Origin of the sequence: Shewanella sp. AS1 (assembly GCF_021412565.1) — a bacterium.
Classification (GTDB): domain Bacteria; phylum Pseudomonadota; class Gammaproteobacteria; order Enterobacterales; family Shewanellaceae; genus Shewanella.
In genome coordinates this window covers 161,402-184,287 of the sequence record NZ_JAKCLJ010000002.1, presented here as the reverse complement: position 1 = coordinate 184,287, position 22,886 = coordinate 161,402, and the positions used below count along the sequence as shown (strand labels likewise).

The window sequence follows — 22,886 nt, the reverse complement described above, 5'->3', positions numbered from 1 at the left end:
GTTTATCTTTAGGGTTCGAGTTTGGCTGCGTCTGAGGTTAGCAGATTGGTGCCTTGCATTCTCTCGATAGTACAGCTGAGCTCCATCTCCTGGGCAAGTTCTTTAAGGGAGAGCTCCAGTTTAGTGATATCGACTTTTTCTGGCACATTGATGGTCAGCGAGACATTTTGCATGGGCTGGCCATCGACGCTCTCCTCTGCATGGGAGCGCACGGCGCCCAGATCCAGTGAACGGTCGGCCAAAAATTTCGTCAGGCGCCCCATGGTTCCGCGCTGATCTTTACCGTTCAGGTTAAGCAATAATCTAGATACAAAATTGGGTGGAGTATGCTTTGAGGTGCGCTTCATTACCGTTAGTAGACCCAGCTCCACACTTAAAGGGGGCAAAAGGGTTTCTATTTTTGTAATGGATGCCCAGGCGCCTGAGAGCATCATGATTAAGGTAAATTCATTGCCGTAAATTGCCATTTTGCTGTCGACTATGTCGCAGTCGCAGTCGTTGGCAAGTTTTGCAAACTGACTCACGATACCTGGACGATCTGTACCCAGAGCCGTGACGACAAGATGATTGGACATGAAATTCCCCTGAATGTTGCGTTTGTATCGCTGTAAATAAACATCAAGACAAACAGATGTTTTTGAAGAACGTTATGCTAACACATGTGAGTCATTTTGCGATCCCCGTCTTGATAAACTGAGGCATAAATAGGTAGCATTTAAGGATATGGCTTTATTCATCTCTCTATGTCGTTATGCTTGTGTTTACCACTGAGCATCAGTACCATAGCGAATCCTGAACACCTGGGGAAATCACATGATAAACGGAAGCATTGTAGCCTTAATCACACCTATGAATAGTGATGGCTCGGTTGATTATGCAAGTCTTGAACAATTGGTTGAATACCATATCCAGCAAGGAACAGATGGTATTGTTGCCGTCGGTACGACGGGTGAATCTGCAACCTTACCCATGTCAGAACATATTGAGGTTGTGTCCCATACAGTGAAATTTGCCGCTGGTCGTGTACCTGTGATCGGTGGTAACGGCGCGAACGCAACGGCAGAAGCGATCGAGTTGACCAAGGCGCAGTCAAACCTTGGCGTAGCCGCTATGCTCGGCGTCACACCTTATTACAACAAACCCACACCAAACGGCTTGGTGGCCCATTACACTGCAGTGGCCAACGCCACGGATATTCCGCAGATCCTTTATAACGTGCCTGGCCGTACCTCGGTCGACATGTTGCCTGAAACTGTCGCCAGATTGGTCGAAGTCCCCAATATTATTGGGGTGAAAGAAGCGACTGGCGATCTGAGCCGTGTAAAGCGTCTGCGTGAACTGTGTGGTAATGATTTTAAACTCTTTAGTGGCGATGATGCGACAGCCCGTGAGTTTATGCTGCTAGGCGGCGATGGGGTGATCTCGGTTGCTAACAACATAGTGCCGAAAGAGTTTAAAGCTATGTGCCGTGCGGCGCTTAGCGGTGATGATAAGGCTGCTTTGGCCGCTGAAGCGGACATTGTGCAACTTTACACTGCACTGTTTTGTGAGGCGAATCCTATCCCGGTGAAATGGGCCGCCCATCGTATGGGGTTAATTAAAAACGGTCATATTCGTTTACCCCTTACGGAACTTTCACCCGAATACCATGGTCTGTTGCTAGAAGCGATGAAAAAAGCCCGAATAGAGGTCCAATAATAAATGCTAAAGCAAGTAACACCGATTTTGTTGATTGCAGCAGTTTCTGCATGTAGTTCACCCCTGGAGCGACGCCAGGCTAATGGTACTGATGAGTATGTTTCGTTAGCCGCCCAGCCTAAATTGGTTATTCCCGCCGATTTGAATGAGCCTCAATACAGTAACGAGTATGCGATCCCTGAGCTTGGCGACAAGGCCGATAGCCGTTCTGTGGGGAAAAATTTGGATATCCGCCCGCCGCTGCAAATTTTGCCCATGGCGGAAGGGACGCATGTTGAAGAGTCCAGTGACAGTATCAAGATCATTGTTGAGACGATCGACAATGAGGTCGATTTACGCCAAGAGATGTTTACCATTTTAACCAATTATCTCAACAGTAAGCCTATTGATATAGTCAAAGAAGACTATGACGCCGGCATTATAGAGACAGACTGGATCGAAAATGAGGATGTGTTAGACACCCATTTCTTTGGCAGTGACGATGTGTACACAGTACGCCAACGTTATCGCTTTACCGTGAATGTCCGTCCCCATGGCCGCAGTGGTAATCTGGAGATTGAGCTAATCGATCACCAGGAGTCCTACAATGGTGAGTCTCAGGATGTGTCGCTCAGTGGCGAAGATAAACGCCGTTTTACCGTTGATATCTTAAACAGCACCATTGCTTACATGAGCGTGAAGCGTGAGCAGATGATCAAGGCCAAGCGAATTCGTGAAAGCCTGGGGATCGAAGTGGAGCTGGTTAAGGCGCCTGAAGTGGAAGATGAGGCGCAGTCAGAGTCGAGCTACTGGTTAGCCCTGGCACCTTACAAGCGTAGCTGGGATCGTCTGCGTCTGGTTCTGCCTGAGATGGGATTTGAAATTGTCGACATGGACAGCAACAAAGGGCTGTATTATATCAGTGTCAACGAAGATTCCGGTTTCTGGAGCTCTTTGTGGAACGATAAGCAGCTGCCATTGAAGAAGGGCGCTTATCGTCTTCTGGTTGAAGAAGATAAAGAGGACAAAGCCAATAAGACGCGTATCTATCTTCACGACATCGCGGATGAGCCGCTGGAGAACGAGACAGTTGAAGAGATCTATAACGGTCTTGCCGAACTGATGAAAGAGGATCGCAAGGTGCGATAATCGGTTCAGTTAGAAGCGAAAAGGAGGCGTAATTCGCCTCCTTTTTTGTACCCCAAATTAAGTAAAATTATCACCACTGACTATAGTTAGCAGATGGCATTCTGCCAGAAATTCTGTAATGGAGGTTAGATGCCTTCTAAGTTTCACCTTCAGGATATCGAAGCCAAGTACCTAAAAATTGTCAGTGAATTTGCTATCGATATGCTATCCCTGCAGGGTGTCGATAATATCCTGTGGCATCTGGCGCAGAACGTGGTTGCGCAGATGGGATTTGATGACGTGGTGGTCTATCTGCTGGATCAGCAACGCGGCATGTTGATCCAACGGGCCAGCTATGGCGCCAAGAACCCGAAAGGCTTTGAGATCTTATCCCCGATTGAACTTAAGTTAGGTGAAGGGGTTGTGGGTGAGGCGGCGAAACGCAAGCAGCCATTACGGATCCCTGATACCCGGCTTTATCCCAATTACATTGTGGATGATGCGCCTAGATTGTCCGAACTGGCGGTGCCCATGCTTATCGATGGTGAAGTGGTGGGGGTGATAGACACAGAACATCCAAAGAAAAATTTTTATAATGAGCAGCATGAGCGCACCCTGTTTGCGCTGGCTTCCATCACAGCCATGAAAATCCATAAGGCAAAATCTGTGGTCAAACTGCAGCAAACCATCGAAGAGTTAGAATACAGCTGCAAGATCCAGGATGTGTTGTTCGAGATAGCCGAGCTGATATTTGAAACCCATGATTTACCGACTTTCTATCATCGTCTGCATCTGTGTATTTCCCGGCTAATCTTTGCTAAAAACTTCTATATCGCGCTGCTGGACAATACCGGCCAGCGCCTGTGTTTTCCCTATCATGTGGATGAGTTTGATGAGATAGCGCACAATACTTACTATACCATCGACCCTCACTTTTTAAGTGTCACAGGCTATGTGTTACTCAAAAACCAACCCTTGCTGGCCGATAAGGCCGAGCTAAAGCGTATGGTGGCGGCAGGGCAAGTTCAGGTGTTGGGGGAGCTGCCTAGGAGCTGGTTGGGGATCCCTTTTGGCCATGAGCACTTTAAGGGCATAGTGGTTGTACAAAGCTATGACGACAACTATCTGTTTCAGACCAAAGATAAGCAGCTGTTGATCTTTGCTGCCAAGCATATCTGTAATGCCATCGAGAGAATGAACCTTAAGTCGCGTTCGGAAGAGATTGCTTTACATCACCCATTGACTGGGCTCGCCAATCGCCCCTTGCTCTTCGACAGAATTGCTCAGGCCTGCAACAGGGTTAAAAGTACGCTTAAGCAACAAGCTATAGATGATAATCTAAGTGGCATTTCACTCTTATATCTGGATATAGATCATTTTAAATTGATCAACGATACCTATGGCCATCACTTAGGGGATGAACTGCTTAAAGCGGTGGCTGTGCGTCTGGGGCTGGGGCTGGGGCAGCTGGAGTCTGTGTGCCATCTGCGCCAAGATCAATTTGCGATTTTACTCGATAACATGGCCGAGCCAAAGTTGTCTCTGGAGGTTGCCAACAGGCTACTGGACTTGTTCGAGCAACCGATCAACCTAAGTGGCATCGCAGTTAAGACATCAGTGAGCATAGGTATCGCAAACTGCGGCGCAATCGATATCTCGCCCAATGGGCTGCTGATGTTGGCCGATGAAGCGATGCAAAAAGCCAAACAGTTAGGGGGCAATAGGGTCTATGTGCATGATGGGGCGCCGGATGAACTCCTGCTCGCCTCCTTTAGTGACGACTTTAATCAGGCAATTGCAGGTAGGGAGTTTTATCTCGAATTTCAGCCAATTTATCAGCTAAAAAGTGATAGAGTGATCGGCGCAGAAGCCCTTGTTCGCTGGCAACACCCTAAGTTAGGCCCACTCATGCCTATGCAGTTCATTGCCGCCTGCGAGCGTAATGGCGCACTGCAGCAGCTGGATTGTTATGTGGTCGAGACTGTGTCTGAGCTGCTCAGTGAATATCAAAGTGCATTGCCCAAAGCGTTCAGGTTAAACGTCAATCTCTCTGGCAGCGGTCTTAACTCGACTAAATTGCTCAGTTTATTGGAGTCTAAATATTGCAACAATCAGCCGTTACTCTCTTTGATGGGGATTGAGGTCAAAGAGCAGGTTTTGAGTGCATTACAAGATGAAGTCAAGCAGACGCTTTCCCGTCAGCAAAATTTAGGGCTATCGATTGCGCTCGATGACTTTGGCACCAGTTGCTCTTCACTAAAGTCTTTGCATCAGATGAACTTTAACCTGATAAAAATCGATCGCGCCTTCGTTCGCTACATGGATATGGCGATAGATAATCAAATCACCCTAGAAACCATCATTAAATTGGCCAAAACCTTAAATATTCAAACGGTGGCAGAAGGTATTGAGACCCATGAGCAATACCAGAGAATGCAAAACTTCGGCTGCGATTACGGTCAGGGGTATTTTATGCATGGCGCATTGAACTGGGCGCAGCTGCTTGAGGTGATTGAGAAGCAAGAGAGCTTTTCCCGATTTGGATAATAAAGGGGAAATTCGCCAACAAGCACACATTTGTAGTGGGGTTGTTAATATTGTAAGGAAAAGTAAAACGCCTTGATGAGGAGGTTTTACAAGGTAAACTACTGATAATAAAACTCGATGATTGGACCATTGATGAAAAAAACTATAACAATAGCAATATTAGTTGCTGCCGCAACTGGTTATTATTTTTATATAAATCAAGAAAATAAACCTTCCCCCTCGAGATCTGCCGTGACCCCAAATGTGGTGGTTTCCATCGCGGAAATGCAGCCCATTCGTGATGAAGTCGAGGCATTGGGGACTGCCAAGGCGAACGAATCTGTTTCAATTACCCCGAAAGTGACCGATATGGTGACCGAGTTGAATTTCGATGATGGCGACATAGTCGAGAAAGGGCGCATGTTAGTTCGTCTGCAGGATAGGGAGCAACTTGCCAGGGTCAGAGTCGCCAGCGTACAGATGAACGACCATAAGCGTGAACTGGCCCGTATCAGTTCACTGGTCACCAGCCAAACCGTTGCCGAACTTGAGCGTGACAGATTACAGACCTTGATGGATACCGCCAAGGCTGAGCTGGATCAGGCCGAGTCTGCCTTAAAAGATCGCCACATCCTAGCCCCATTTTCAGGTCGTCTTGGCTTGCGCCAAGTGAGTTTAGGCAGTCTGGTGACGCCCGGCACAGTGATCACGACCCTGGATGATATCTCTGTGATCAAACTGGACTTTTCGGTTCCCGAGCGTTTCTTGCAATCTATCGCAATAGGCAAATCTGTCGAAGCCAGTGCCGTGGCATTTGATAACCAGGTTTTCAATGGCAAGGTGGTCTCGGTCGATAGCCGCGTTAACCCTGTCACCCGCGCCGTTATCGTTCGCGCCGAGATCCCCAATAAGGACTTACGTTTGCTACCCGGCATGCTGATGAAGGTAAAGCTGATTAAACAGAGCCGTGATGCCTTGATTATCCCGGAAGCGGCAATTATTCCTATCCAGCAGAATCATTTTGTCTATCTTGTGAATGACGACGATGTGATTGAACGTCGCCAGGTGCAGATTGGGCTGCGTAAGCGAGGTTGGGTCGAGATTTTAGATGGGATTAATATAGGCGAACGTATCGTGACCCGCGGGATCTTAAAAGTGCGCCCGGGCAATACTGTGACCACTCAGCCCAGTGAGCATTTTAGCTTTAACGAACAGGCTAAGGTGGGTCCCACCGTATGATGTTAACGGATTTGTCGGTAAAACGGCCGGTATTTGCTTCCGTTATTAGCATGCTCTTAATTGCGTTTGGTTTAGTCTCGTTCGATAAGTTGCCATTAAGGGAGTATCCCAACATAGATCCGCCAATCGTATCGGTGGAAACTAACTATCGAGGGGCGAGCGCCGCGGTTGTCGAGAGCCGCATTACTCAGTTAGTCGAGGATAGGATCAGTGGCGTTGAGGGGATACGTAATATCAACTCTTCCAGCCGTGATGGTCGCTCTTCTGTTACCTTAGAGTTCGATGTTGGGCGTGATATCGAGGCTGCGGCCAACGATGTGCGTGATCGTATCTCAGGCTTGCTCAATAACCTGCCGGAAGAAGCCGATCCCCCAGAGGTACAAAAAGCCAGTGGCGGCGATGAAGTGATTATGTGGCTTAACCTGCAGTCAGATCAGATGACGACACTGCAGTTAACCGATTACGCACGGCGTTATCTTGTGGACAGATTCTCTGTGATCGACGGTGTGGCCAATATCCGTATCGGAGGCGGCAAAGTCTATGCGATGCGGATCTGGATTGACCGTCAGGCGCTGGCGGCTAGGCATTTGACCGTTGCCGATATTGAGAAAGTGCTACGCTCCGAAAACGTTGAATTGCCAGCAGGTTCGGTAGAGTCCAAAGACAGACAATTCACTGTACGTTTGGAGCGAACCTTTAAGACGGCGGAAGATTTTAATGAGCTGGTGCTGGCCGAAGGGGATGATGGGTATCTGATCAAACTTGGCGATGTGGCCAAGGTCGAGATAGGCTCAGAAGAGGAGCGTATCACCTTCAGAGGCAATGGCGAGTCTATGATTGGCCTTGGTGTCTCCAAGCAATCGACCGCCAATACACTGGATGTGGCCCGTGCGGCCAACGCCCTTGTTGATAAAATTAACCCCACCTTGCCGGCGGGCATGGAGATTAAGCGCTCCTACGACAGTTCTGTCTTTATCGAAGCCTCTATCAACGAGGTGTATCAGACCCTGTTTATCGCTATGTCTTTGGTCATAGTGGTGATCTATCTGTTCCTGGGTAGCGTGCGTGCCATGTTGATCCCCGCACTCACTGTGCCGGTTTCTCTGATGGCGACCTTCATCGTACTCTATGCTCTGGGTTATACCATCAACCTGCTAACCTTGCTTGCCATGATCCTCGCCATCGGTATGGTGGTCGATGATGCGATTGTGATGCTAGAAAATATTCACCGCCGCATCGAAGAGGGAGACTCTCCCCTTAAAGCGGCGTTTTTAGGTGGCCGTGAAGTTGGCTTTGCTATCATAGCAACCACCTTGGTGCTGGTAGCTGTGTTTATGCCGATCACCTTCTTAGATGGCGATTTGGGCAAGCTGTTTAAAGAGTTTGCTGTTGCGATGAGCGCGGCGGTGATATTCTCCAGTCTCGTTGCCTTAACCTTAAGCCCTATGATGTGCTCTAAGCTGCTTAAGCCAACTGGGCAAGAACCTTGGCTAGTGAAACGCATCGATGCGGGTATGGATAAGCTGATCGCCGCATACGGTCTTTTGCTTTCCAAGTCGATGAAGCATCCCGTCTTGGTGAGCAGCTTAGTGGTAATGGCACTGCTTGCCAGTGGCTTTTTGATGACCAAGGTTCCTCAGGAGTTTGCTCCGCAAGAGGATAGGGGCTCTATGTTTTTGATGGTGAACGGTCCTCAGGGGGCCAGCTTCGAATTTATCAGTCCCTATATGGATGAGATTGAAGCGCGTTTAATGCCACTCGTTGAAAGCGGCGAGATCAAGCGTCTATTGATCCGTGCGCCCCGTGGTTTTGGTCGCAGTGCTGATTTCTCTAACGGTATGGCGATTATCGTATTGGAAGATTGGTCAACGAGGCGTCCTGCATCGGCAATCATCAATGATATACGCGCAAGGCTATCGGATCTTGCTGGTGTGAGAGCCTTCCCTGTGATGCGCCAGGCATTTGGCCGCGGCATAGGTAAGCCTGTACAGTTTGTACTGGGTGGCCCAAGCTACGAAGAGCTGGCGAAATGGCGCGATATCATGCTCGAAAAAGCCAAAGAGAATCCTAAATTAATCGGTCTTGATCATGACTATCAAGAGACTAAGCCTCAGTTGCGTGTGGTGATAGACAGGGATCGCGCCGCCGATCTGGGGGTGTCTATTGCTCATATTGGCCGTACTCTGGAGTCTATGTTGGGTTCACGTTTGGTGACCACTTTCATGCGCGATGGTGAAGAGTATGATGTGATCATCGAAGGCAACCGCGAGAACCAAAATACTGCCAGCGATCTGGCTAACATCTATGTGCGTTCTGACAGAAGTCAGCAGTTGATCCCGCTGGCTAACCTGGTGAGTGTCGAAGAGTTTGCCGATGCTAGCCAGCTGAATCGCTACAACCGGATGCGCTCTATTACCTTAGAAGCAAACCTTGCCGATGACTATAGCCTAGGTGAGGCGCTGACCTATCTTAATCATCTTGCCCATATCTATCTACCGGCAGAGGCGGTGATCAGCTATAAGGGGCAATCGCTGGATTATCAGGAGTCGGGTAGTTCTATGTACTTCGTGTTCCTGCTGGCCCTTGGCATAGTATTCTTAGTGTTGGCAGCGCAATTTGAAAGCTATATTCACCCTATGGTTATCATGCTGACAGTGCCGCTGGCGACTTTAGGTGCGCTGATAGGGCTATGGGTGACGGGGCAGAGCCTCAATATCTATAGTCAGATAGGGATCATTATGTTGGTCGGCTTGGCGGCCAAGAACGGTATCTTGATCGTTGAGTTTGCCAACCAGCTGCGAGATAAAGGGATCGCCTTCAATGATGCCATTATTCGCGCCTCCAGCCAGCGTTTACGTCCCATTTTGATGACAGGTATCACGACGGCAGCGGGCGCCATTCCATTGGTTCTAGCCAAAGGCGCTGGCGCCGAGACACGTTTCGTTATTGGTGTGGTTGTGCTGTCGGGGATCATACTGGCGACCTTCTTTACACTGGTAGTGATCCCTGTGATGTACTCAGTGCTTGCCCGTAAGACGGGATCGCCAGATGCGGTGGCGCGAGCGCTTGAGCAAGAGCTGAAATAGCCTTAATCCCTTCTGATGCTCGAGATAAAATGCCAACCTTAATCATAGGTTGGCTTTTTTATTTCACTTTTCGCCTAATTCATTTTTCGCTTAATTCATTTTCGCATTTTTCACTTTTCCACCGGTTTCATGCCCAGTTTATTTTGAGGTCCCTGTTTGTGGTAGTTAAACTATCGGGGAAAATTTGTTAGGGTATACATAACGCAGCAGTGAATTATTTTACTGTTATTTAAATGGAATTAGCATCTTAGGAGTAGCAGATGGAAAATCATGTTTTAAATATGGAAGAGGGGCTGAACAGGACGGCACCTTGCAGTTTTCAAAAAGGTGCCATAAGAGTGGATGGCGTATTGACCTTAGCCCGGCATCAGCTGTGTTTTGAGCCCTACAGCAAGTCGAGCCCATTCGGCCCCTATGGGATTGGGATGAGTCAGGTCGTCGCTGTTGAGCCCTGTTGGGGGAAAGGCGCGGGTATCTTGCCTATCACGCCAGATGGGATGCAGCTTAGCTTAGCCAACAAAGAGAATTATCAGTTTATTGCGGCTGATATCGACGAGTGGATAGCTTTAATTCAGGCCGAACTTCATCAGTGAGTCAGGCGTCTTACCAATCTAAACAGAATAAAGAGCAGGATCCCACTGATCACACCGACCAGATGCGCCTCGGTAGCAACACGGGCATTGATCATCTGAGTGATCTGCTCGCTGGCACCATAAACCTGCTCATAGAGCACTTTGGCGCAAACTCCCACCAAGAGCAGGTAACCCGAGCGTATCCCAGACTGAATATCCCTAAGTGCGCCATAGGTAAACAGGCCATGAAGCAATCCGCTTAGGCCGACATAGGCTCCAAGGGCGGGGAAGAAGAGATATAAGCCTATGCCTTGCAGCAGGCCGAGCAAGATGAAAATTAGGCTGAAATTTGCCAGCCTGTAGTGGTTCTCATGTAGAAAGCTTATCACCCACAGACCCGCTAGGTTCATCAAAAGATGCAGGGCATTGGTGTGCAGTAAATTTCCGCTAAACAGACGCCACCACTCACCATGACTGATGGCGCTACGGCGGTAACCAAGTTGACCCTCAAGCTGAATAATGAAGAGAGTGACACACAACAGGCTGATAAATGCCACCACGCTATAGGGGGTGGCAGTCGATTTGAGTTTATGGATCATGCTGGTTTAGTTTTGATTGTCTAATTCGGCTTGTATGCTGGTCTTATTGTCTAGGTAGTCGTTTAACCCTTTGCTGCGTAATATACAGGCAGGGCAAGTTCCACAGCCTGAACCTTTAATCCCGTTATAGCAGGTGAGGGTCTCATCCCTGACCAATTCAAGGCTCTGATACCTGTCCGCTAAGGCCCAAGTTTGTGCCTTATTGAGCCACATTAATGGGGTTGAGATGGTCAGTTTTCGGTCCATCCCTTGTTCAAGCGCATTTTGCATCGCTTTGATAAATTGATCACGGCAATCTGGATAGCCTGAAAAGTCTGTTTCACACACGCCAGTGATCACTGTCTGTGCGCCTATCTGGTATGCGTAGATCCCGGCCAGGGTTAAAAATAGAATATTACGACCTGGCACAAAGGTATTGGGCAAGCCGTTCTCCATCAATTCATTTGAGACCGGAATCGCGTCACGGGTTAACGCCGAGATCGCTAGTTCATTGAGCACAGTCACATCCAGCACTTTATGGCTGGCGACGCCCAATTTTTGGCCTAACTCTTTGGCTATCTCAATCTCCTGACGGTGGCGTTGGCCATAATCGAAGGTGATGGCGTGAACTTCATCGAATTGGTTAATGGCTTGAATCAGGCAAGTGGTGGAGTCTTGCCCTCCACTAAAAACGACAACGGCGATATTGGGCATAATGATCTATGATAGTCTGAATTTTCGATAGTTTAACTGACAGCGGCCAGCTTGCCAATTTCTTCGCTTTTGAGGTGCGATCCTACTAATACTTGATCTATAAGGTGATTGAAAAACTTGCTTGGCCGAGAAAAATCCTCTATAAAAGCCGACCCACTAGGATGAGGTAGATAATGAAGTATCCCGTAAATGAAGTATTTGAAACCATACAAGGCGAAGGCGTCTTCACTGGCGCCCCCGCTATTTTTGTGAGGTTACAAGGCTGCCCTGTGGGTTGTCCTTGGTGTGATACTCGCCATACCTGGGAGAAACTCATTGAAAACCGAGTCGAGCCGCAGCAGGTCATTCAGGTGGATGGTGAAGTAGGGCGCTGGGCAGAGCTGAGTGCTGAGCAGCTGTTAGATGAGCTCAAACGTAAAGGCTTTACAGCTAAGCATATAGTGATCACCGGTGGCGAACCTTGTCTGTACGATCTCACCGCCTTAACGCAACTGTTCACCGCGCAGGGATACCAGTGTCAGATTGAAACCAGTGGCACATTCGAGGTGCATTGTGATGAGCAAACTTGGGTAACAGTGTCACCGAAAGTCAATATGAAAGGCGGCTATGCCGTGCTTACCCAGGCTCTGGAGCGAGCCAATGAGATTAAACATCCGGTTGCGATACAAAAACATATCGATGAGTTAGATGACTTGCTTAAGCCGCTGGAGCTGAGCAATAAAACCATCTGTTTGCAGCCTATCAGTCAAAAGCCGCGTGCAACTGAGCTGGCGATGAAAACCTGTATCGAGCGTAATTGGCGCTTATCGATACAGACGCATAAATATTTGAATATCGATTAGAAAAGGGCTGCAACTGCAGCCCTTTTTGATCTCAATATTCACTTCAGCCAAGCTGACCTGTTTTATTAAAGGCTTCTAACTCTGCCTGATAGTGACCGATATCGCCGATATTGCAGTTCACCCACTGCTCGTTATAGTAAGTGTCCAGATAACGTTCACCACCATCACATAGCAGGGTGACGATAGAGCCTTTCTCACCTCTTGCTTTCATCTGAGTGGCCAGCTTTAAAGCACCGTAGAGATTGGTGCCAGTGGAGGGACCGGCTTTTCTGCCGATAAGCCTCTCCAGCCAGTAGATAGTGGCGATTGATGCAGCATCTTTCACTTTGATCATCTCATCCACCACACCCGGAATAAAGGAGGGTTCGACCCTTGGGCGCCCAATGCCCTCGATTTTGCTGCCCTGAGTGCAAGTGAGGCTGCTGTCGCCTTGATGGTAATAGTCAAAAAACACCGAATGCTCAGGATCGACCACTAACAGCTTAGTCGTTTCACGTTGATAGCGGATATAACGGCCTATAGTGGCCGAGGTGCCCCCTGTGCCTGGGCTCATGACAATCCAGCTCGGCACCGGGTGAGGTTCTCTTTGCATCTGCTCAAAAATAGAGTTGGCGATATTGTTATTACCCCGCCAGTCTGTGGCTCGTTCTGCGTAGGTAAACTGATCCATATAGTGGCCCGAAAGTTCATCGGCCAGGCGCTGGGATTCGGCGTAAATCTCGCTGGAATGATTCACAAAATGGCATTTTGCACCGTAAAATTCGATCTGCTGGATCTTCCTCTTGGCGGTACTTTTGGGCATCACAGCAATAAAAGGCAGTCCCAGCAACCGGGCAAAATAGGCTTCGGAAACCGCAGTACTGCCACTGGATGACTCGATAATCGGGGTATCTTTTTTTATCCAGCCGTTACATAAACCATATAGAAAAAGTGAGCGGGCCAGTCTGTGTTTCAGGCTGCCAGTGGGGTGGGTACTTTCATCTTTCAAGTAGATATCGATATCGGTTAGACAGGGGATATCGAGTTTAATTAAGTGGGTATCAGCACTTCGCTGATAGTCGGCTTCAATTTTTTCAATGGCCTGATTAACCCAGAGCTGATCCATTACCTCTTCCTTATGTTGCCGTTTCTTGTTGTTATTCGTATTGATCTTGGTGTTGTTATTATGTGTGCCACGGCAATATAGCATCTGGTTATGGATTATAACCATAAATCTAGTTCGGTAATAGGGGGCAGATTGAACTGTTTTATTGAGGCGAGATACCAATGAGAAAGTGGATCATACAGATAAGCTTGCTTGATCAGAAAAGCTGAGAAACGGTTAAAATATGTTGGAAGTGACGCGAGGAAAAAGAGAGAAATGGTGGAGGGAGAAGGATTCGAACCTTCGAAGGCGGAGCCGTCAGATTTACAGTCTGATCCCTTTGGCCACTCGGGAACCCCTCCACAGATAGTGATTTCTAACCCAGTGTTAAGCAAGATAAAGTGGTGGAGGGAGAAGGATTCGAACCTTCGAAGGCGGAGCCGTCAGATTTACAGTCTGATCCCTTTGGCCACTCGGGAACCCCTCCAACATATCTTTATCAATATCTTAGCACTTTGGCGCAAATGGTGGAGGGAGAAGGATTCGAACCTTCGAAGGCGGAGCCGTCAGATTTACAGTCTGATCCCTTTGGCCACTCGGGAACCCCTCCTTAATTGCGGCGGCCATAGTAGACAGAAACGGTGCGAGTGTAAAGGCCGAAATTCAAAATATTCCTAAAGAAATGCGTTAAATGGTCGATTAAGTGACAACAGACATTTTTATTGTTGTTTTTTTATGCAAAGCAATCAGTTATTGATCAATGAAGTCAATCTGGGAACCAGACTTAACCAGGCTGTGGGTATGGCCCGTCGAGGCGAGTTTGCCCTTTTGTTGGCTATGCTTTCAAATGATGTCTGCGATATGGCGCAGTTTCATCTGCAAGAGTGTGATAACAAACTGCAGGCACTAAGGCAAAAATTTCAGTTGCCACCGCCTCAACCTTATGTTGCCGATCTCAGTCTGAATGCTGTGGTAGACAATAGCGCCTGTTTTCATCACTCTCTTGAAGAGCAGAGTCATACATCCAATTTGACGGGTTTTCATCTTCAGCACTATTTAACTCCCGAAGCCTTGGTTGTCCGTGGCCGTGATTCACTCGACATGCATCAAGTCTTGACCAATTGCGATCCTGTGACACAGGCTCGCCATAAAGGGGAGGTGAACGCCGCTACCTATTTTGACCAAGATCAACATTTTTCAGAACAGTTAGTTGCCCAGCGGACGATGGCCAAAGCAATTTGTGTATAAGTTGAAGAAAGTCTCGCACTCAGTCTCGTTTTAGTTGCGCAGGCCCTCTATAATTATTCATAAATTTGCTTAAACACATTGGTGTAAATGATGAACAATATTGAGAAAGCACAGTCAGATCTGATTAATGACACCTGCAACGACTGTGGCAGTTATGCCGATATCGGCGCCGTCATCGATGAGCATGATACCTTGCTCACTATAGAAAGAGTGGGTTCTGATAGTCAGCAAGCCATTGCTGAGTTTGCCAAAGCTGCTCAGGCTAAGTTTGACGGTGTTAAAGTGGAAGTCGTTGATATTGAAGGTGGCCAACGGCTGATGCTCACTTTTGCTTTTAGCGCCGAAAAAATGATCTTTCAATTACAGCAGGGGCTGTAAAAACCGATAATTATTATTTGATGGCTAGCCAAGGGCATAGCTATAGAGTAAATTGCAATAGAGTAAGTTGTAATAATAATAAATATAAACAAGCAGTTATACTGTAATATAAAAATACTATTTTGGCGGTGATTTTTATTCTGCCAGCGATTAGGGATATATGGTTAAGCGCAAATATCAATATTTGCTTGAATCGATCATCAATTCGGTTGAGAAGCAAGAAGGCCAATTTAGCGAAACAGCCTTATTGAGTACCCGGCTACTGAACGAGCAATTGATGCTCACCTATGCAGGTGTTTGTGTCTTTTCCATCGAAAACAATCTTATCGACCAAATCGCTCATCAAGGTGGCAGCGTTGATGTTATCCGTCCAAGGCCAAGTGACTGCAGTGAGTATCTCGATGAGTTAAAGCTGCGCAGGGTGATTGACGCCCTTGATGTGGCAACCGACGCCAGACTCAATTGCCTTTATGACAACTACTTTTCCCAAAAGCAGATCAAGAGCGCCCTGGATGTGGCGATTCGCATCAATGGCCACCTCGAAGGCGTACTATTTCTTGAGAGTAGTGATCCCCGGGGCTGGAGCGAAAGCGAAATCCACATTGCAGCACAAGTAGCCGATCAGTTAGCCCTGACACTGGCAACCCAAAGGGCCTACGAGACTGATGAACGTTTGACGTTATTTCATCAGGCGATCGAGCATTCAGAACAAGTGAGCATGGTGTTAAACCTCAATACCGATATTGTCGAGTATGTGAATGGGGCATATCACACTATTTCCGGCATTTCAGAGCAAAAGGTCTTAGGCAGGCCAGTCACTGAACTTGATTTTTTCAAGCAGTCGCCGCAAGAGGCTTATAGCGCATTATCCCTTATCAAGTCTCATCAAGCGGTTAAGCGTGAAGCCCAGATGACACGCCCAGACGGCTCACAGTACTGGGTTCGATATAATGCGCGGCCATTCACCACAAAGCGCGGCAATGATTATGCGTTGATCACGGTAGAAGATTGCTCCGATGAGCGTAAGAATCAGGATGAGCTTGAGCGTTTGGCTTGGCGTTGCGCTTTAACTGGGTTATACAACCGAAGTTACTTTAATCAGGCGTTGGAGCATCAAGATTCCGGTCATCTTATTTTGATTGACCTTAAAGGTTTCAAGCGCTTTAACGACAGTTATGGTCATGGGAAGGGTGATCAGCTTCTCGTTGAAATCGCCAGGCGCTTAAAACATTTCGCTAGTGTAAACCATACCGATCTACTCGCCCGTGTTGGGAGTGATGAGTTTGCCTTGGTGATTCATGGCGCCGGGGATCTTGATGAGAAACAGCTATACGAGCGATTTATTCAACGTCTCTATCAGCAGTTGAGTCTTCCTGTGCTGATTGGCAGAGAAGGATTTGATGTCAAACCTGTGCTTGCCATAGTCTCATTAGCATCTTTAGAGCAACAGTTCTCCCCACTGACTTGCACCGATATTGCGCTGCAGTATGCTAAACAGAAACAGGGTGAGTTGATTCAGGTTTTTAATTATGCCTTGCTCAAATCATTCAAAGAGAGCGCCCAGATAGAGAGGGAACTTCAGTCAGCCCTTAAAGGGCGGGAGTTTGAACTTTATTATCAGCCGCTCAAAGATCTACAGTCAAAGCAGTATATCGGTGCCGAAGCATTAATACGTTGGCATCATCCTAAGAGAGGGATCTTATATCCCGGCGCGTTTATTGAAATTGCCGAGCAATCGGGGATTATAAATAGCATCGGTGAATGGGTGCTGGAGTCGGCCTGCAAACAGCTGAATCTGTGGCAGCGCCATGATCTGAATATCTCCATGCATGTGAATGTGTCAGCTCAGCAATTTTTCAGCACTAACCTCTATGATCAGGTATGGAAGCTCATCACGCGTTATCGCATTAAACCCAGAACCCTGATCTTAGAGATCACAGAAACTGAGCTGATGGAAGATATCATCTATGCGACTAACCTTTGCAAGGAGTTAGCCGAATTAGGTGTGGGCTTAGCCATCGATGACTTTGGCACGGGTTACAGCTCTATGCGTTATCTAAAGCAGTTCCCTATCTCTAAATTGAAAATTGATCGCTCGTTTATTTCCGATCTCAGTATCAGCCCGGAGAGCCGTGAAATTGTCAGCGCCATTATTGCAATGGCCTCGGCGTTAAATATCTCATTGACGGCCGAAGGGGTTGAAACCATAGAGCAGGAGCAGTTTCTCTCTAAGCTGCATTGCCATCATGCCCAGGGTTTTTTGTATAGCCCTGCGTTAAGAGAAGCGGATTTTAGTCAGTTTTTGGTGGCTCAGTCTGTTGCTAATGCTAGAGCTGGCGTCAGCCCTGATTCCAGAACTAACTCCAGAACTAACTCCAGAACTATCACCAGAGCTGTGCCCAAAAGTATCCCCGGTTAGTTTAACGTCTGGCTAGTAATAGTCACAAGCACTCATATTTATAGGCGCCCATACTCATCAAGCTTTGCGCGACAGGCAGCACTGCTTAAACTTTTTGCCGCTTTTACAGGGACAGGGCAAGTTGCGTGACGGCATCTCAGGCGGGCGTTGCTCTCCTGTGGTGTATAACCAACGCCCATTTCGCTTATGAAACTGCGATATTTCATGAATAGCCGTTAGGCCATCATCAAGGTACCAGGCATGGAATTCAACAACGGCTGTGTCACCAGTTTCCTGAAAATCGTTCACATCCAGTCCTATCCAATGGGTGTGGTTGTCACTATCGAGTAACCCTTTGGTTAATCCATTTAGATAGTCAGAGTCGTGTGTGCTGATCAGGTAGTCATGTTCTCTTAAGACAAATGCGCTGTAGCGACTTCGCATTAAGGTTTCAGCATCGGGAGCCGCTTGCCCCCTGTGATAGGGCTGACAGCACTGCTGATAAGCTAACGCGCCCTGTGATGTCTGTTTTCCGCATGGGCATAGCTCTTCTGGGCATAGCTCTGGACTTTGCTCTGGAGATAGCTCAGGGCTTAGCTCTGGACTGAGTTCTGAATTTTGGGTTATGGGCATGATCTATTCACTCAGGATGCAGTGATAGCGCTGCTAATTATGCTTAGTTTTAGAAAAATGGAGCCCAAAATAAAGATTGGGTGTGGGCTTTGCCTGATAGTAGAAATCGGGTTCGGCGCGGTTGTTGGTATCGACAGTGAGATACCATTTTCCATCGTTTTTCTTTTTCGACACATTTACAAACTTACCAGCAAACTCACTCACAGGTTCTTCGGTTTCTTTGGGGGGATGATAGCGGATCATGTAATAGCCGATATCGGTCGCACTGTTTTGGCTGATTTGACGTTCAATGACACGAAAGTCCACTTCGATATGGGCATTCTTATTCTTTATTTTACTGAAAAAGGCATTGTATAGGGCGATGATCTTGTCGCGGCCTATAGTGATATCTTTGCTTTGTTGCTCGGGTATGTAGCAGGCATTTTCAGCATAAATCGTTTTGATTATCTCCACATCCAGGCGCTCGAACGCCACAGTGAACTGGGCATAAAACTGATTCAATGCATCATCGTCACTGGTTTTGGCTTGAGCCATCATGGGCAAAAATAGCGAACTGACTAAGCCCGCAATTATGGCGATAACCATTAACTTGGTTAATTTCATTGACAAGGCGTCTCTAATGGAATTTGACACCACTATAATCCAAGGCCATTTGATCGGAAAGTTTTAGTTATTAACAAATTGTGTATCAGTGAGCAGCATAAGTTGGCCAATCGGCTTTATGGTGAAAAACTCGGCTATTGGACACTTGCTGCTTTTGTGTGCTTGTATTTGGGCTGCTTGCTGGTAATAATTTTGGTTCTTCGCAGATTAGGGTGAGCGCTTTTTATGAGCTTCTATCATACCTTTATATTGTGAGCTGCTATTGCAAACTTTCTATCGCAAACTTTCTACCGTAAAGCAGGGAGAGAATAATGGCCGAAGATGAATTGAATCTATTTCTCGATGCCATGGCTGATGTGGTACCTCTAGATGCAACCTCGAAAGTGAATCTTGTAACGGCGACAATTGATCAGCAGCAGGCTCAGCGCTATGCGGCCACGAAAAAGAGAGAGGCGTTGGCTAGATTGTCTCTGGAGCTAAGTGAGATCCCTCTGCGTGCACCCGATGAGATAATCTGTTATCGCAGTGAAGGGATCCAGTCTGGTGTGTTTAAACTGTTCCGCCAAGGGAAATACCAAAGCCAAGGTATGCTGGATATAAAAAACTCTGGGCTTTCCCGTGCTAGAGAGCAGCTCTATGATTTTATTGAGTCCAGTCAGCGCCAGGGACTGCGTAATGTGCTTATTATTCATGGTACAGGAGTCAACAATAAGCCTTTTCCCGCGCAGCTAAAGTCAGCTGTGGCAGCTTGGTTACCTCAGTTATCTGGGGTGATAGCATTTCACAGTGCGATTAAAGCGCAGGGGGGCGAGGGTGCGTTAATGGTCATGCTGATAAAGAGTGAGACGGCGCGGCTCAATACCCGTGAGCTAACCGCCAAAGGCGGGCATCTGCGGTTTATTTAACAGCGCGTTTTCATTTATCTTATGTGTTAATTTACGGCCATTTCAATCCACTGTTTTTCGTTTTATCCTTTCATGTTGCGTGACTTAAATTAGGTTAACATTGCTGGTTGACTTTGGGCGTACATCTGTTTAATTTAAACGCACGTTTAAATTAAACAGGGTTACACAATGGCAAACCGATCCGACACGAAAAGCAGAATATTGGATGCCGCAGAAAAATTATTTGCCGAGCGTGGATTTTCAGATACATCACTGCGCTTGATCACAAGTAAAGCCGAGGTGAACCTTGCATCGGTCAATTACCATTTTGGTTCGAAAAAAGAGCTTATCAGAGCCGTATTAGCACGCTATTTAGATCGTTTCATGCCCGATGCGGCCAATGAGATTGAGCAACTTAAACAAGCGGGCGAACCGTCATTACATGCTATTTTCTCTTCCCTGGTTAAACCTTTGCTTGAGCTTAATAAGTTCAAGGCCGAGGGCACTGGTACCTTCCTGCAGCTCTTGGGGCGGGGATATATCGAGAGTCAGGGGCACCTGCGCTGGTTTATCACAACCCACTATGGTGAACATCTGAGAAAGTTTGTTAAAGCTGTCACCGAAAGTACTCCCCACATTCCGCCTGCGGAGATGTTTTGGCGTCTACACTTTACCTTAGGTACGGTCGTTTTCACTATGGCATCGGCTGATGCACTCACCGAAATTGCTGCGGCGGACTTCAATGAACATAACGATATTGAGGCTGTTATTCGTAAAGTGATCCCATATCTTGCTGCGGGTGTTGCAGTTCCTGTGTCTACCCAATAGGGGGCGTTATGACGGTTTTTATTCTTATACTATTAGCAGTAATAGTGCTTTTGGGCGTGAAAAGTATTCGTCAGCAATTGATCACACGGCCCATTTTCTTCTTCTTTAAGAAAGTGTTACCCCAACTCTCCAGCACTGAGAAAGAGGCGATGGAAGCGGGAGATGTCTGGTGGGAAGCTGAGCTGTTCAGAGGAAAGCCCAATTGGGATACTCTGCATAGCTACGGTAAGCCAAGGCTGACCGAAGAGGAGAGATCTTTTATCGATAATCAAGTGGTGACAGCGCTCACCATGATAGATGATCACGATATCGTCAATAATCGCAAAGATTTACCCCCTGAGCTTTGGGACTATTTCAAGAAAGAGGGGTTCTTTGCCCTAATCATTCCAAAGCAATATGGCGGCAAAGCCTTCTCTGCTTACGCCAACTCAACCATAGTCAGCAAACTTGCCAGTCGCAGCGTGAGTGCAGCTGTCAGTGTCATGGTGCCTAACTCGTTAGGACCGGGCGAACTATTGACCCATTATGGCACCAAAGAACAGCGTGAACATTGGCTGCCTTTGCTCTCGAAAGGGGATGCGATCCCCTGTTTTGCATTAACTGGGCTGGAAGCGGGTTCTGACGCTGGAGCTATCCCAGATGAGGGCATAGTCTGTCGTCGCAAGTTCAATGGCGAAGAGGTGCTTGGTTTAAGTCTGACCTGGGATAAGCGCTATATCACCTTGGCACCCGTAGCAACTGTGCTGGGTCTTGCGTTTCAGATGAGAGACCCTGAGGGGTTGCTGGGTGATGAGCAGGAGATAGGTATCACCTGTGCACTCATTCCGACGGATCACCCAGGCGTCAAGATAGGCTCGCGTCATAATCCACTGCAACTGGCATTTATGAATGGCACCACTCAAGGTGAGGATGTGTTTATTCCTCTAGATTGGATCATAGGTGGTCCTCAATATGCTGGCAGGGGCTGGCGTATGCTGGTCGAATGTCTGTCTGCGGGCCGCGGGATCTCGCTTCCCGCATTGGCGACCGCCACTGGACATGTGGCCACTAAGACGAGCACGGCCTACAGCGCCATCAGGCATCAGTTTGGCATGGCTATCGGTCATTTCGAGGGGGTGCAGGAAGCCCTTGCACGCATTATCGGCAACACCTATCAGCTGGAGGCGGCTCGCTGTTTAACCACCACAGGGATAGATTTAAAAGTCAAACCTTCGGTTGTGACCGCCATTGCCAAATACCATATGACAGAGATGGGGCGCAGCGTTATTAATGATGCTATGGATATCCAAGCGGGTAAGGGGATACAACTTGGCCCCAAGAATTATCTTGGCCATAACTATATGGCGACACCCATTTCGATAACGGTTGAAGGTGCCAATATTCTTACCCGTAGCCTGATGATCTTCGGCCAGGGAGCCACTCGCTGTCATCCTTATGTGTTGGCAGAGATGGAAACTGTGGCGATGGAAGATCAGAGTGCCGCGCTGCAAAGGTTCGATAACCTCTTGTTATCTCACATGAGTTATGCAGCAAGAAACGCCTTCAGTGCCTTTTTTAGTGCTTTGACGGGAAGCCGGTTTAACAGTGCGCCCGTGAGTGGCTCGACCAAAAAATATTACAAATCTATGACCCGTTTGTCTGCGGCATTGGCCTTTATGACAGATTTTGCCATGTTGATCATGGGCGGCGATCTTAAGCGGAAAGAGATGCTGTCGGCGCGGCTTGGAGATGTTTTAAGCGAGCTTTATCTTGGTTCGGCAACGTTAAAACTGTTTGAGGATAATGGGCGTCAGCAGGATGATCTGCCCATAGTGCACTATGTGATGCAAACACGTTTGTACAATGCCGCTCAAGCCTTGCAAGGAGCGCTTAAAAACTTCCCTAATCGTCCGGTTGCTTGGTTGATGAGGGCGTTGATCTTCCCGCTGGGGAATCACTTTAATCAGCCTGAGGATAATCTCTCCGTAGAGCTGTGTAAGGGCTTGCTAAAGCCAGGCCCTGCAAGGGAGAGAATGACCTTCTTATGCCCTAATATCAAAGGTGATAAGGGCGGCATAGCCGAGGTTGAGCAGGCGTTTCTCGCTCAGGTGGCTTGTCAGCCCTTACATGTGAAGCTGAAATCGGCCCAGAAGTCAGGCAAGCTGTCGAAAAAACAGGCGGCTTTGTCTTTATATCAGGAGGCACTCGATAATGGCACTATTACAGAAAGTGAACATAAGCGTCTGGTAGAAGCAGACAGTTTGCGTAAAGTTGCTATCGCAGTGGATGATTTCAGTCAGTTGTAGTTATTAGCCTACAGTAAGTTTGTAATAGATCTAAAAATACTATTCAGAAATATAGAGACTTTAGAAATAGAAAAGGTACCTTTGAGGTACCTTTTTCATATCTTCACCATGGCTGTTGCAAGACCCTGATGGCTGTTAGCAAGACAATGTGGCTAATTACAAGTCACCAGACTGCTAGATGCC

Annotated in this window: 19 protein-coding genes and 3 tRNA genes; 13 read left to right on the top strand and 9 right to left on the bottom strand. The window is 47.5% G+C overall.

All coding sequences use genetic code 11. From position 1 onward, the window contains the following. Positions 1-8: 8 nt before the first annotated feature. Positions 9-575, bottom strand: a complete 567-nt coding sequence (locus LZP69_RS05030; protein ID WP_234199096.1) for a glycine cleavage system protein R — start codon at positions 573-575, stop codon at positions 9-11. Between the two features lie 238 nt (positions 576-813). Between LZP69_RS05030 and dapA the strand changes: the two genes are divergently transcribed. The 6 genes from dapA (at position 814) to LZP69_RS05000 (ending at position 10,249) form a co-directional block, all read left to right on the top strand. Beyond that, positions 814-1,698: a 4-hydroxy-tetrahydrodipicolinate synthase gene (gene dapA / locus LZP69_RS05025; protein ID WP_234199095.1), complete on the top strand. Its 885-nt coding sequence runs from the start codon at positions 814-816 to the stop codon at positions 1,696-1,698. A 3-nt stretch (positions 1,699-1,701) separates the two neighbouring features. Continuing rightward, positions 1,702-2,826 carry an outer membrane protein assembly factor BamC gene (gene bamC / locus LZP69_RS05020; protein ID WP_234199094.1) on the top strand — a complete coding sequence of 375 codons (1,125 nt, stop codon included), beginning with the start codon at positions 1,702-1,704 and terminating at the stop codon, positions 2,824-2,826. A 129-nt stretch (positions 2,827-2,955) separates the two neighbouring features. Beyond that, a complete protein-coding gene (locus LZP69_RS05015; protein WP_234199093.1) occupies positions 2,956-5,352 on the top strand; it encodes an EAL domain-containing protein in 2,397 nt (798 codons plus the stop codon). A gap of 132 nt (positions 5,353-5,484) precedes the next feature. After that, positions 5,485-6,570 (top strand): efflux RND transporter periplasmic adaptor subunit, encoded by a 1,086-nt coding sequence (locus LZP69_RS05010; protein WP_234199092.1) that lies wholly within the window; start codon positions 5,485-5,487, stop codon positions 6,568-6,570. Continuing rightward, complete coding sequence (locus LZP69_RS05005; protein ID WP_234199091.1) at positions 6,567-9,656, top strand: efflux RND transporter permease subunit; 3,090 nt, start codon at positions 6,567-6,569, stop codon at positions 9,654-9,656. Before LZP69_RS05010 ends, LZP69_RS05005 begins: the two co-directional genes overlap by 4 nt. Positions 9,657-9,916: 260 nt before the next feature. After that, positions 9,917-10,249 carry a GRAM domain-containing protein gene (locus LZP69_RS05000; protein ID WP_234199090.1) on the top strand — a complete coding sequence of 111 codons (333 nt, stop codon included), beginning with the start codon at positions 9,917-9,919 and terminating at the stop codon, positions 10,247-10,249. Here LZP69_RS05000 and rrtA read toward each other — a convergent pair. Together rrtA and queC are read right to left on the bottom strand one after the other, a co-directional pair. Then, entirely contained in the window at positions 10,243-10,827 is a 585-nt protein-coding gene (gene rrtA / locus LZP69_RS04995; protein WP_234199089.1) for a rhombosortase, read from the bottom strand. The genes LZP69_RS05000 and rrtA overlap by 7 nt on opposite strands. Positions 10,828-10,833: 6 nt before the next feature. Then, the gene (gene queC / locus LZP69_RS04990; protein ID WP_234199088.1) at positions 10,834-11,520 is read right to left on the bottom strand and encodes a 7-cyano-7-deazaguanine synthase QueC; all 687 of its coding nucleotides are present in this window, start codon (positions 11,518-11,520) and stop codon (positions 10,834-10,836) included. A 173-nt stretch (positions 11,521-11,693) separates the two neighbouring features. Here queC and queE point away from each other — a divergent pair, with 173 nt between their 5' ends. After that, the gene (gene queE, locus LZP69_RS04985) at positions 11,694-12,362 is read left to right on the top strand and encodes a 7-carboxy-7-deazaguanine synthase QueE (RefSeq protein ID WP_234199087.1); all 669 of its coding nucleotides are present in this window, start codon (positions 11,694-11,696) and stop codon (positions 12,360-12,362) included. A 43-nt stretch (positions 12,363-12,405) separates the two neighbouring features. Here the strand turns inward: queE and LZP69_RS04980 are convergent, their stop codons facing one another. The 4 genes from LZP69_RS04980 to LZP69_RS04965 all read right to left on the bottom strand — a co-directional run bounded on the left by LZP69_RS04980 (position 12,406) and on the right by LZP69_RS04965 (position 14,056). Then, positions 12,406-13,467 carry a PLP-dependent cysteine synthase family protein gene (locus LZP69_RS04980; protein WP_234199086.1) on the bottom strand — a complete coding sequence of 354 codons (1,062 nt, stop codon included), beginning with the start codon at positions 13,465-13,467 and terminating at the stop codon, positions 12,406-12,408. A 256-nt stretch (positions 13,468-13,723) separates the two neighbouring features. Continuing rightward, positions 13,724-13,808, bottom strand: a tRNA-Tyr gene (locus LZP69_RS04975). Between the two features lie 40 nt (positions 13,809-13,848). After that, positions 13,849-13,933, bottom strand: a tRNA-Tyr gene (locus tag LZP69_RS04970). Positions 13,934-13,971: 38 nt separating this feature from the next. Next, positions 13,972-14,056: transfer RNA gene (locus LZP69_RS04965), tRNA-Tyr, on the bottom strand. Between the two features lie 125 nt (positions 14,057-14,181). Between LZP69_RS04965 and LZP69_RS04960 the strand changes: the two genes are divergently transcribed. The 3 genes from LZP69_RS04960 to LZP69_RS04950 all read left to right on the top strand — a co-directional run bounded on the left by LZP69_RS04960 (position 14,182) and on the right by LZP69_RS04950 (position 17,491). Then, the gene (locus LZP69_RS04960) at positions 14,182-14,694 is read left to right on the top strand and encodes a VC2046/SO_2500 family protein (RefSeq protein ID WP_234199085.1); all 513 of its coding nucleotides are present in this window, start codon (positions 14,182-14,184) and stop codon (positions 14,692-14,694) included. Positions 14,695-14,784: 90 nt separating this feature from the next. Further along, entirely contained in the window at positions 14,785-15,072 is a 288-nt protein-coding gene (locus LZP69_RS04955; protein ID WP_234199263.1) for a DUF406 family protein, read from the top strand. A gap of 160 nt (positions 15,073-15,232) precedes the next feature. Continuing rightward, complete coding sequence (locus LZP69_RS04950) at positions 15,233-17,491, top strand: putative bifunctional diguanylate cyclase/phosphodiesterase (protein ID WP_234199084.1); 2,259 nt, start codon at positions 15,233-15,235, stop codon at positions 17,489-17,491. Positions 17,492-17,548: 57 nt separating this feature from the next. On the opposite strand, the gene LZP69_RS04945 is transcribed toward LZP69_RS04950, so the two are convergent. Next, positions 17,549-18,103, bottom strand: a complete 555-nt coding sequence (locus LZP69_RS04945) for a YchJ family protein (protein ID WP_234199083.1) — start codon at positions 18,101-18,103, stop codon at positions 17,549-17,551. A gap of 33 nt (positions 18,104-18,136) precedes the next feature. Beyond that, positions 18,137-18,706 carry a YybH family protein gene (locus tag LZP69_RS04940; protein ID WP_234199082.1) on the bottom strand — a complete coding sequence of 190 codons (570 nt, stop codon included), beginning with the start codon at positions 18,704-18,706 and terminating at the stop codon, positions 18,137-18,139. Positions 18,707-19,017: 311 nt separating this feature from the next. On the opposite strand from LZP69_RS04940, the gene smrA reads away from it, so the two are divergent. From smrA to LZP69_RS04925, 3 genes are all read left to right on the top strand, one after another. After that, positions 19,018-19,611 (top strand): DNA endonuclease SmrA, encoded by a 594-nt coding sequence (gene smrA / locus LZP69_RS04935; RefSeq protein ID WP_234199081.1) that lies wholly within the window; start codon positions 19,018-19,020, stop codon positions 19,609-19,611. Between the two features lie 168 nt (positions 19,612-19,779). Then, positions 19,780-20,418, top strand: coding sequence for a TetR/AcrR family transcriptional regulator (locus LZP69_RS04930; RefSeq protein WP_234199080.1), 639 nt, complete (start codon positions 19,780-19,782; stop codon positions 20,416-20,418). Between the two features lie 8 nt (positions 20,419-20,426). Beyond that, complete coding sequence (locus tag LZP69_RS04925; RefSeq protein ID WP_234199079.1) at positions 20,427-22,703, top strand: acyl-CoA dehydrogenase; 2,277 nt, start codon at positions 20,427-20,429, stop codon at positions 22,701-22,703. Positions 22,704-22,886 lie beyond the last annotated feature (183 nt).

What these genes read in the sequence shown, in the direction of transcription:
- LZP69_RS05030 (WP_234199096.1), bottom strand. Translation starts at nt 575, where the DNA reads ATGTCCAATCATCTTGTCGTCACGGCTCTGGGTACAGATCGTCCAGGT.
- dapA (WP_234199095.1), top strand. Translation starts at nt 814, where the DNA reads ATGATAAACGGAAGCATTGTAGCCTTAATCACACCTATGAATAGTGAT.
- bamC (WP_234199094.1), top strand. Translation starts at nt 1,702, where the DNA reads ATGCTAAAGCAAGTAACACCGATTTTGTTGATTGCAGCAGTTTCTGCA.
- LZP69_RS05015 (WP_234199093.1), top strand. Translation starts at nt 2,956, where the DNA reads ATGCCTTCTAAGTTTCACCTTCAGGATATCGAAGCCAAGTACCTAAAA.
- LZP69_RS05010 (WP_234199092.1), top strand. Translation starts at nt 5,485, where the DNA reads ATGAAAAAAACTATAACAATAGCAATATTAGTTGCTGCCGCAACTGGT.
- LZP69_RS05005 (WP_234199091.1), top strand. Translation starts at nt 6,567, where the DNA reads ATGATGTTAACGGATTTGTCGGTAAAACGGCCGGTATTTGCTTCCGTT.
- LZP69_RS05000 (WP_234199090.1), top strand. Translation starts at nt 9,917, where the DNA reads ATGGAAAATCATGTTTTAAATATGGAAGAGGGGCTGAACAGGACGGCA.
- rrtA (WP_234199089.1), bottom strand. Translation starts at nt 10,827, where the DNA reads ATGATCCATAAACTCAAATCGACTGCCACCCCCTATAGCGTGGTGGCA.
- queC (WP_234199088.1), bottom strand. Translation starts at nt 11,520, where the DNA reads ATGCCCAATATCGCCGTTGTCGTTTTTAGTGGAGGGCAAGACTCCACC.
- queE (WP_234199087.1), top strand. Translation starts at nt 11,694, where the DNA reads ATGAAGTATCCCGTAAATGAAGTATTTGAAACCATACAAGGCGAAGGC.
- LZP69_RS04980 (WP_234199086.1), bottom strand. Translation starts at nt 13,467, where the DNA reads ATGGATCAGCTCTGGGTTAATCAGGCCATTGAAAAAATTGAAGCCGAC.
- LZP69_RS04960 (WP_234199085.1), top strand. Translation starts at nt 14,182, where the DNA reads ATGCAAAGCAATCAGTTATTGATCAATGAAGTCAATCTGGGAACCAGA.
- LZP69_RS04955 (WP_234199263.1), top strand. Translation starts at nt 14,785, where the DNA reads ATGAACAATATTGAGAAAGCACAGTCAGATCTGATTAATGACACCTGC.
- LZP69_RS04950 (WP_234199084.1), top strand. Translation starts at nt 15,233, where the DNA reads ATGGTTAAGCGCAAATATCAATATTTGCTTGAATCGATCATCAATTCG.
- LZP69_RS04945 (WP_234199083.1), bottom strand. Translation starts at nt 18,103, where the DNA reads ATGCCCATAACCCAAAATTCAGAACTCAGTCCAGAGCTAAGCCCTGAG.
- LZP69_RS04940 (WP_234199082.1), bottom strand. Translation starts at nt 18,706, where the DNA reads ATGAAATTAACCAAGTTAATGGTTATCGCCATAATTGCGGGCTTAGTC.
- smrA (WP_234199081.1), top strand. Translation starts at nt 19,018, where the DNA reads ATGGCCGAAGATGAATTGAATCTATTTCTCGATGCCATGGCTGATGTG.
- LZP69_RS04930 (WP_234199080.1), top strand. Translation starts at nt 19,780, where the DNA reads ATGGCAAACCGATCCGACACGAAAAGCAGAATATTGGATGCCGCAGAA.
- LZP69_RS04925 (WP_234199079.1), top strand. Translation starts at nt 20,427, where the DNA reads ATGACGGTTTTTATTCTTATACTATTAGCAGTAATAGTGCTTTTGGGC.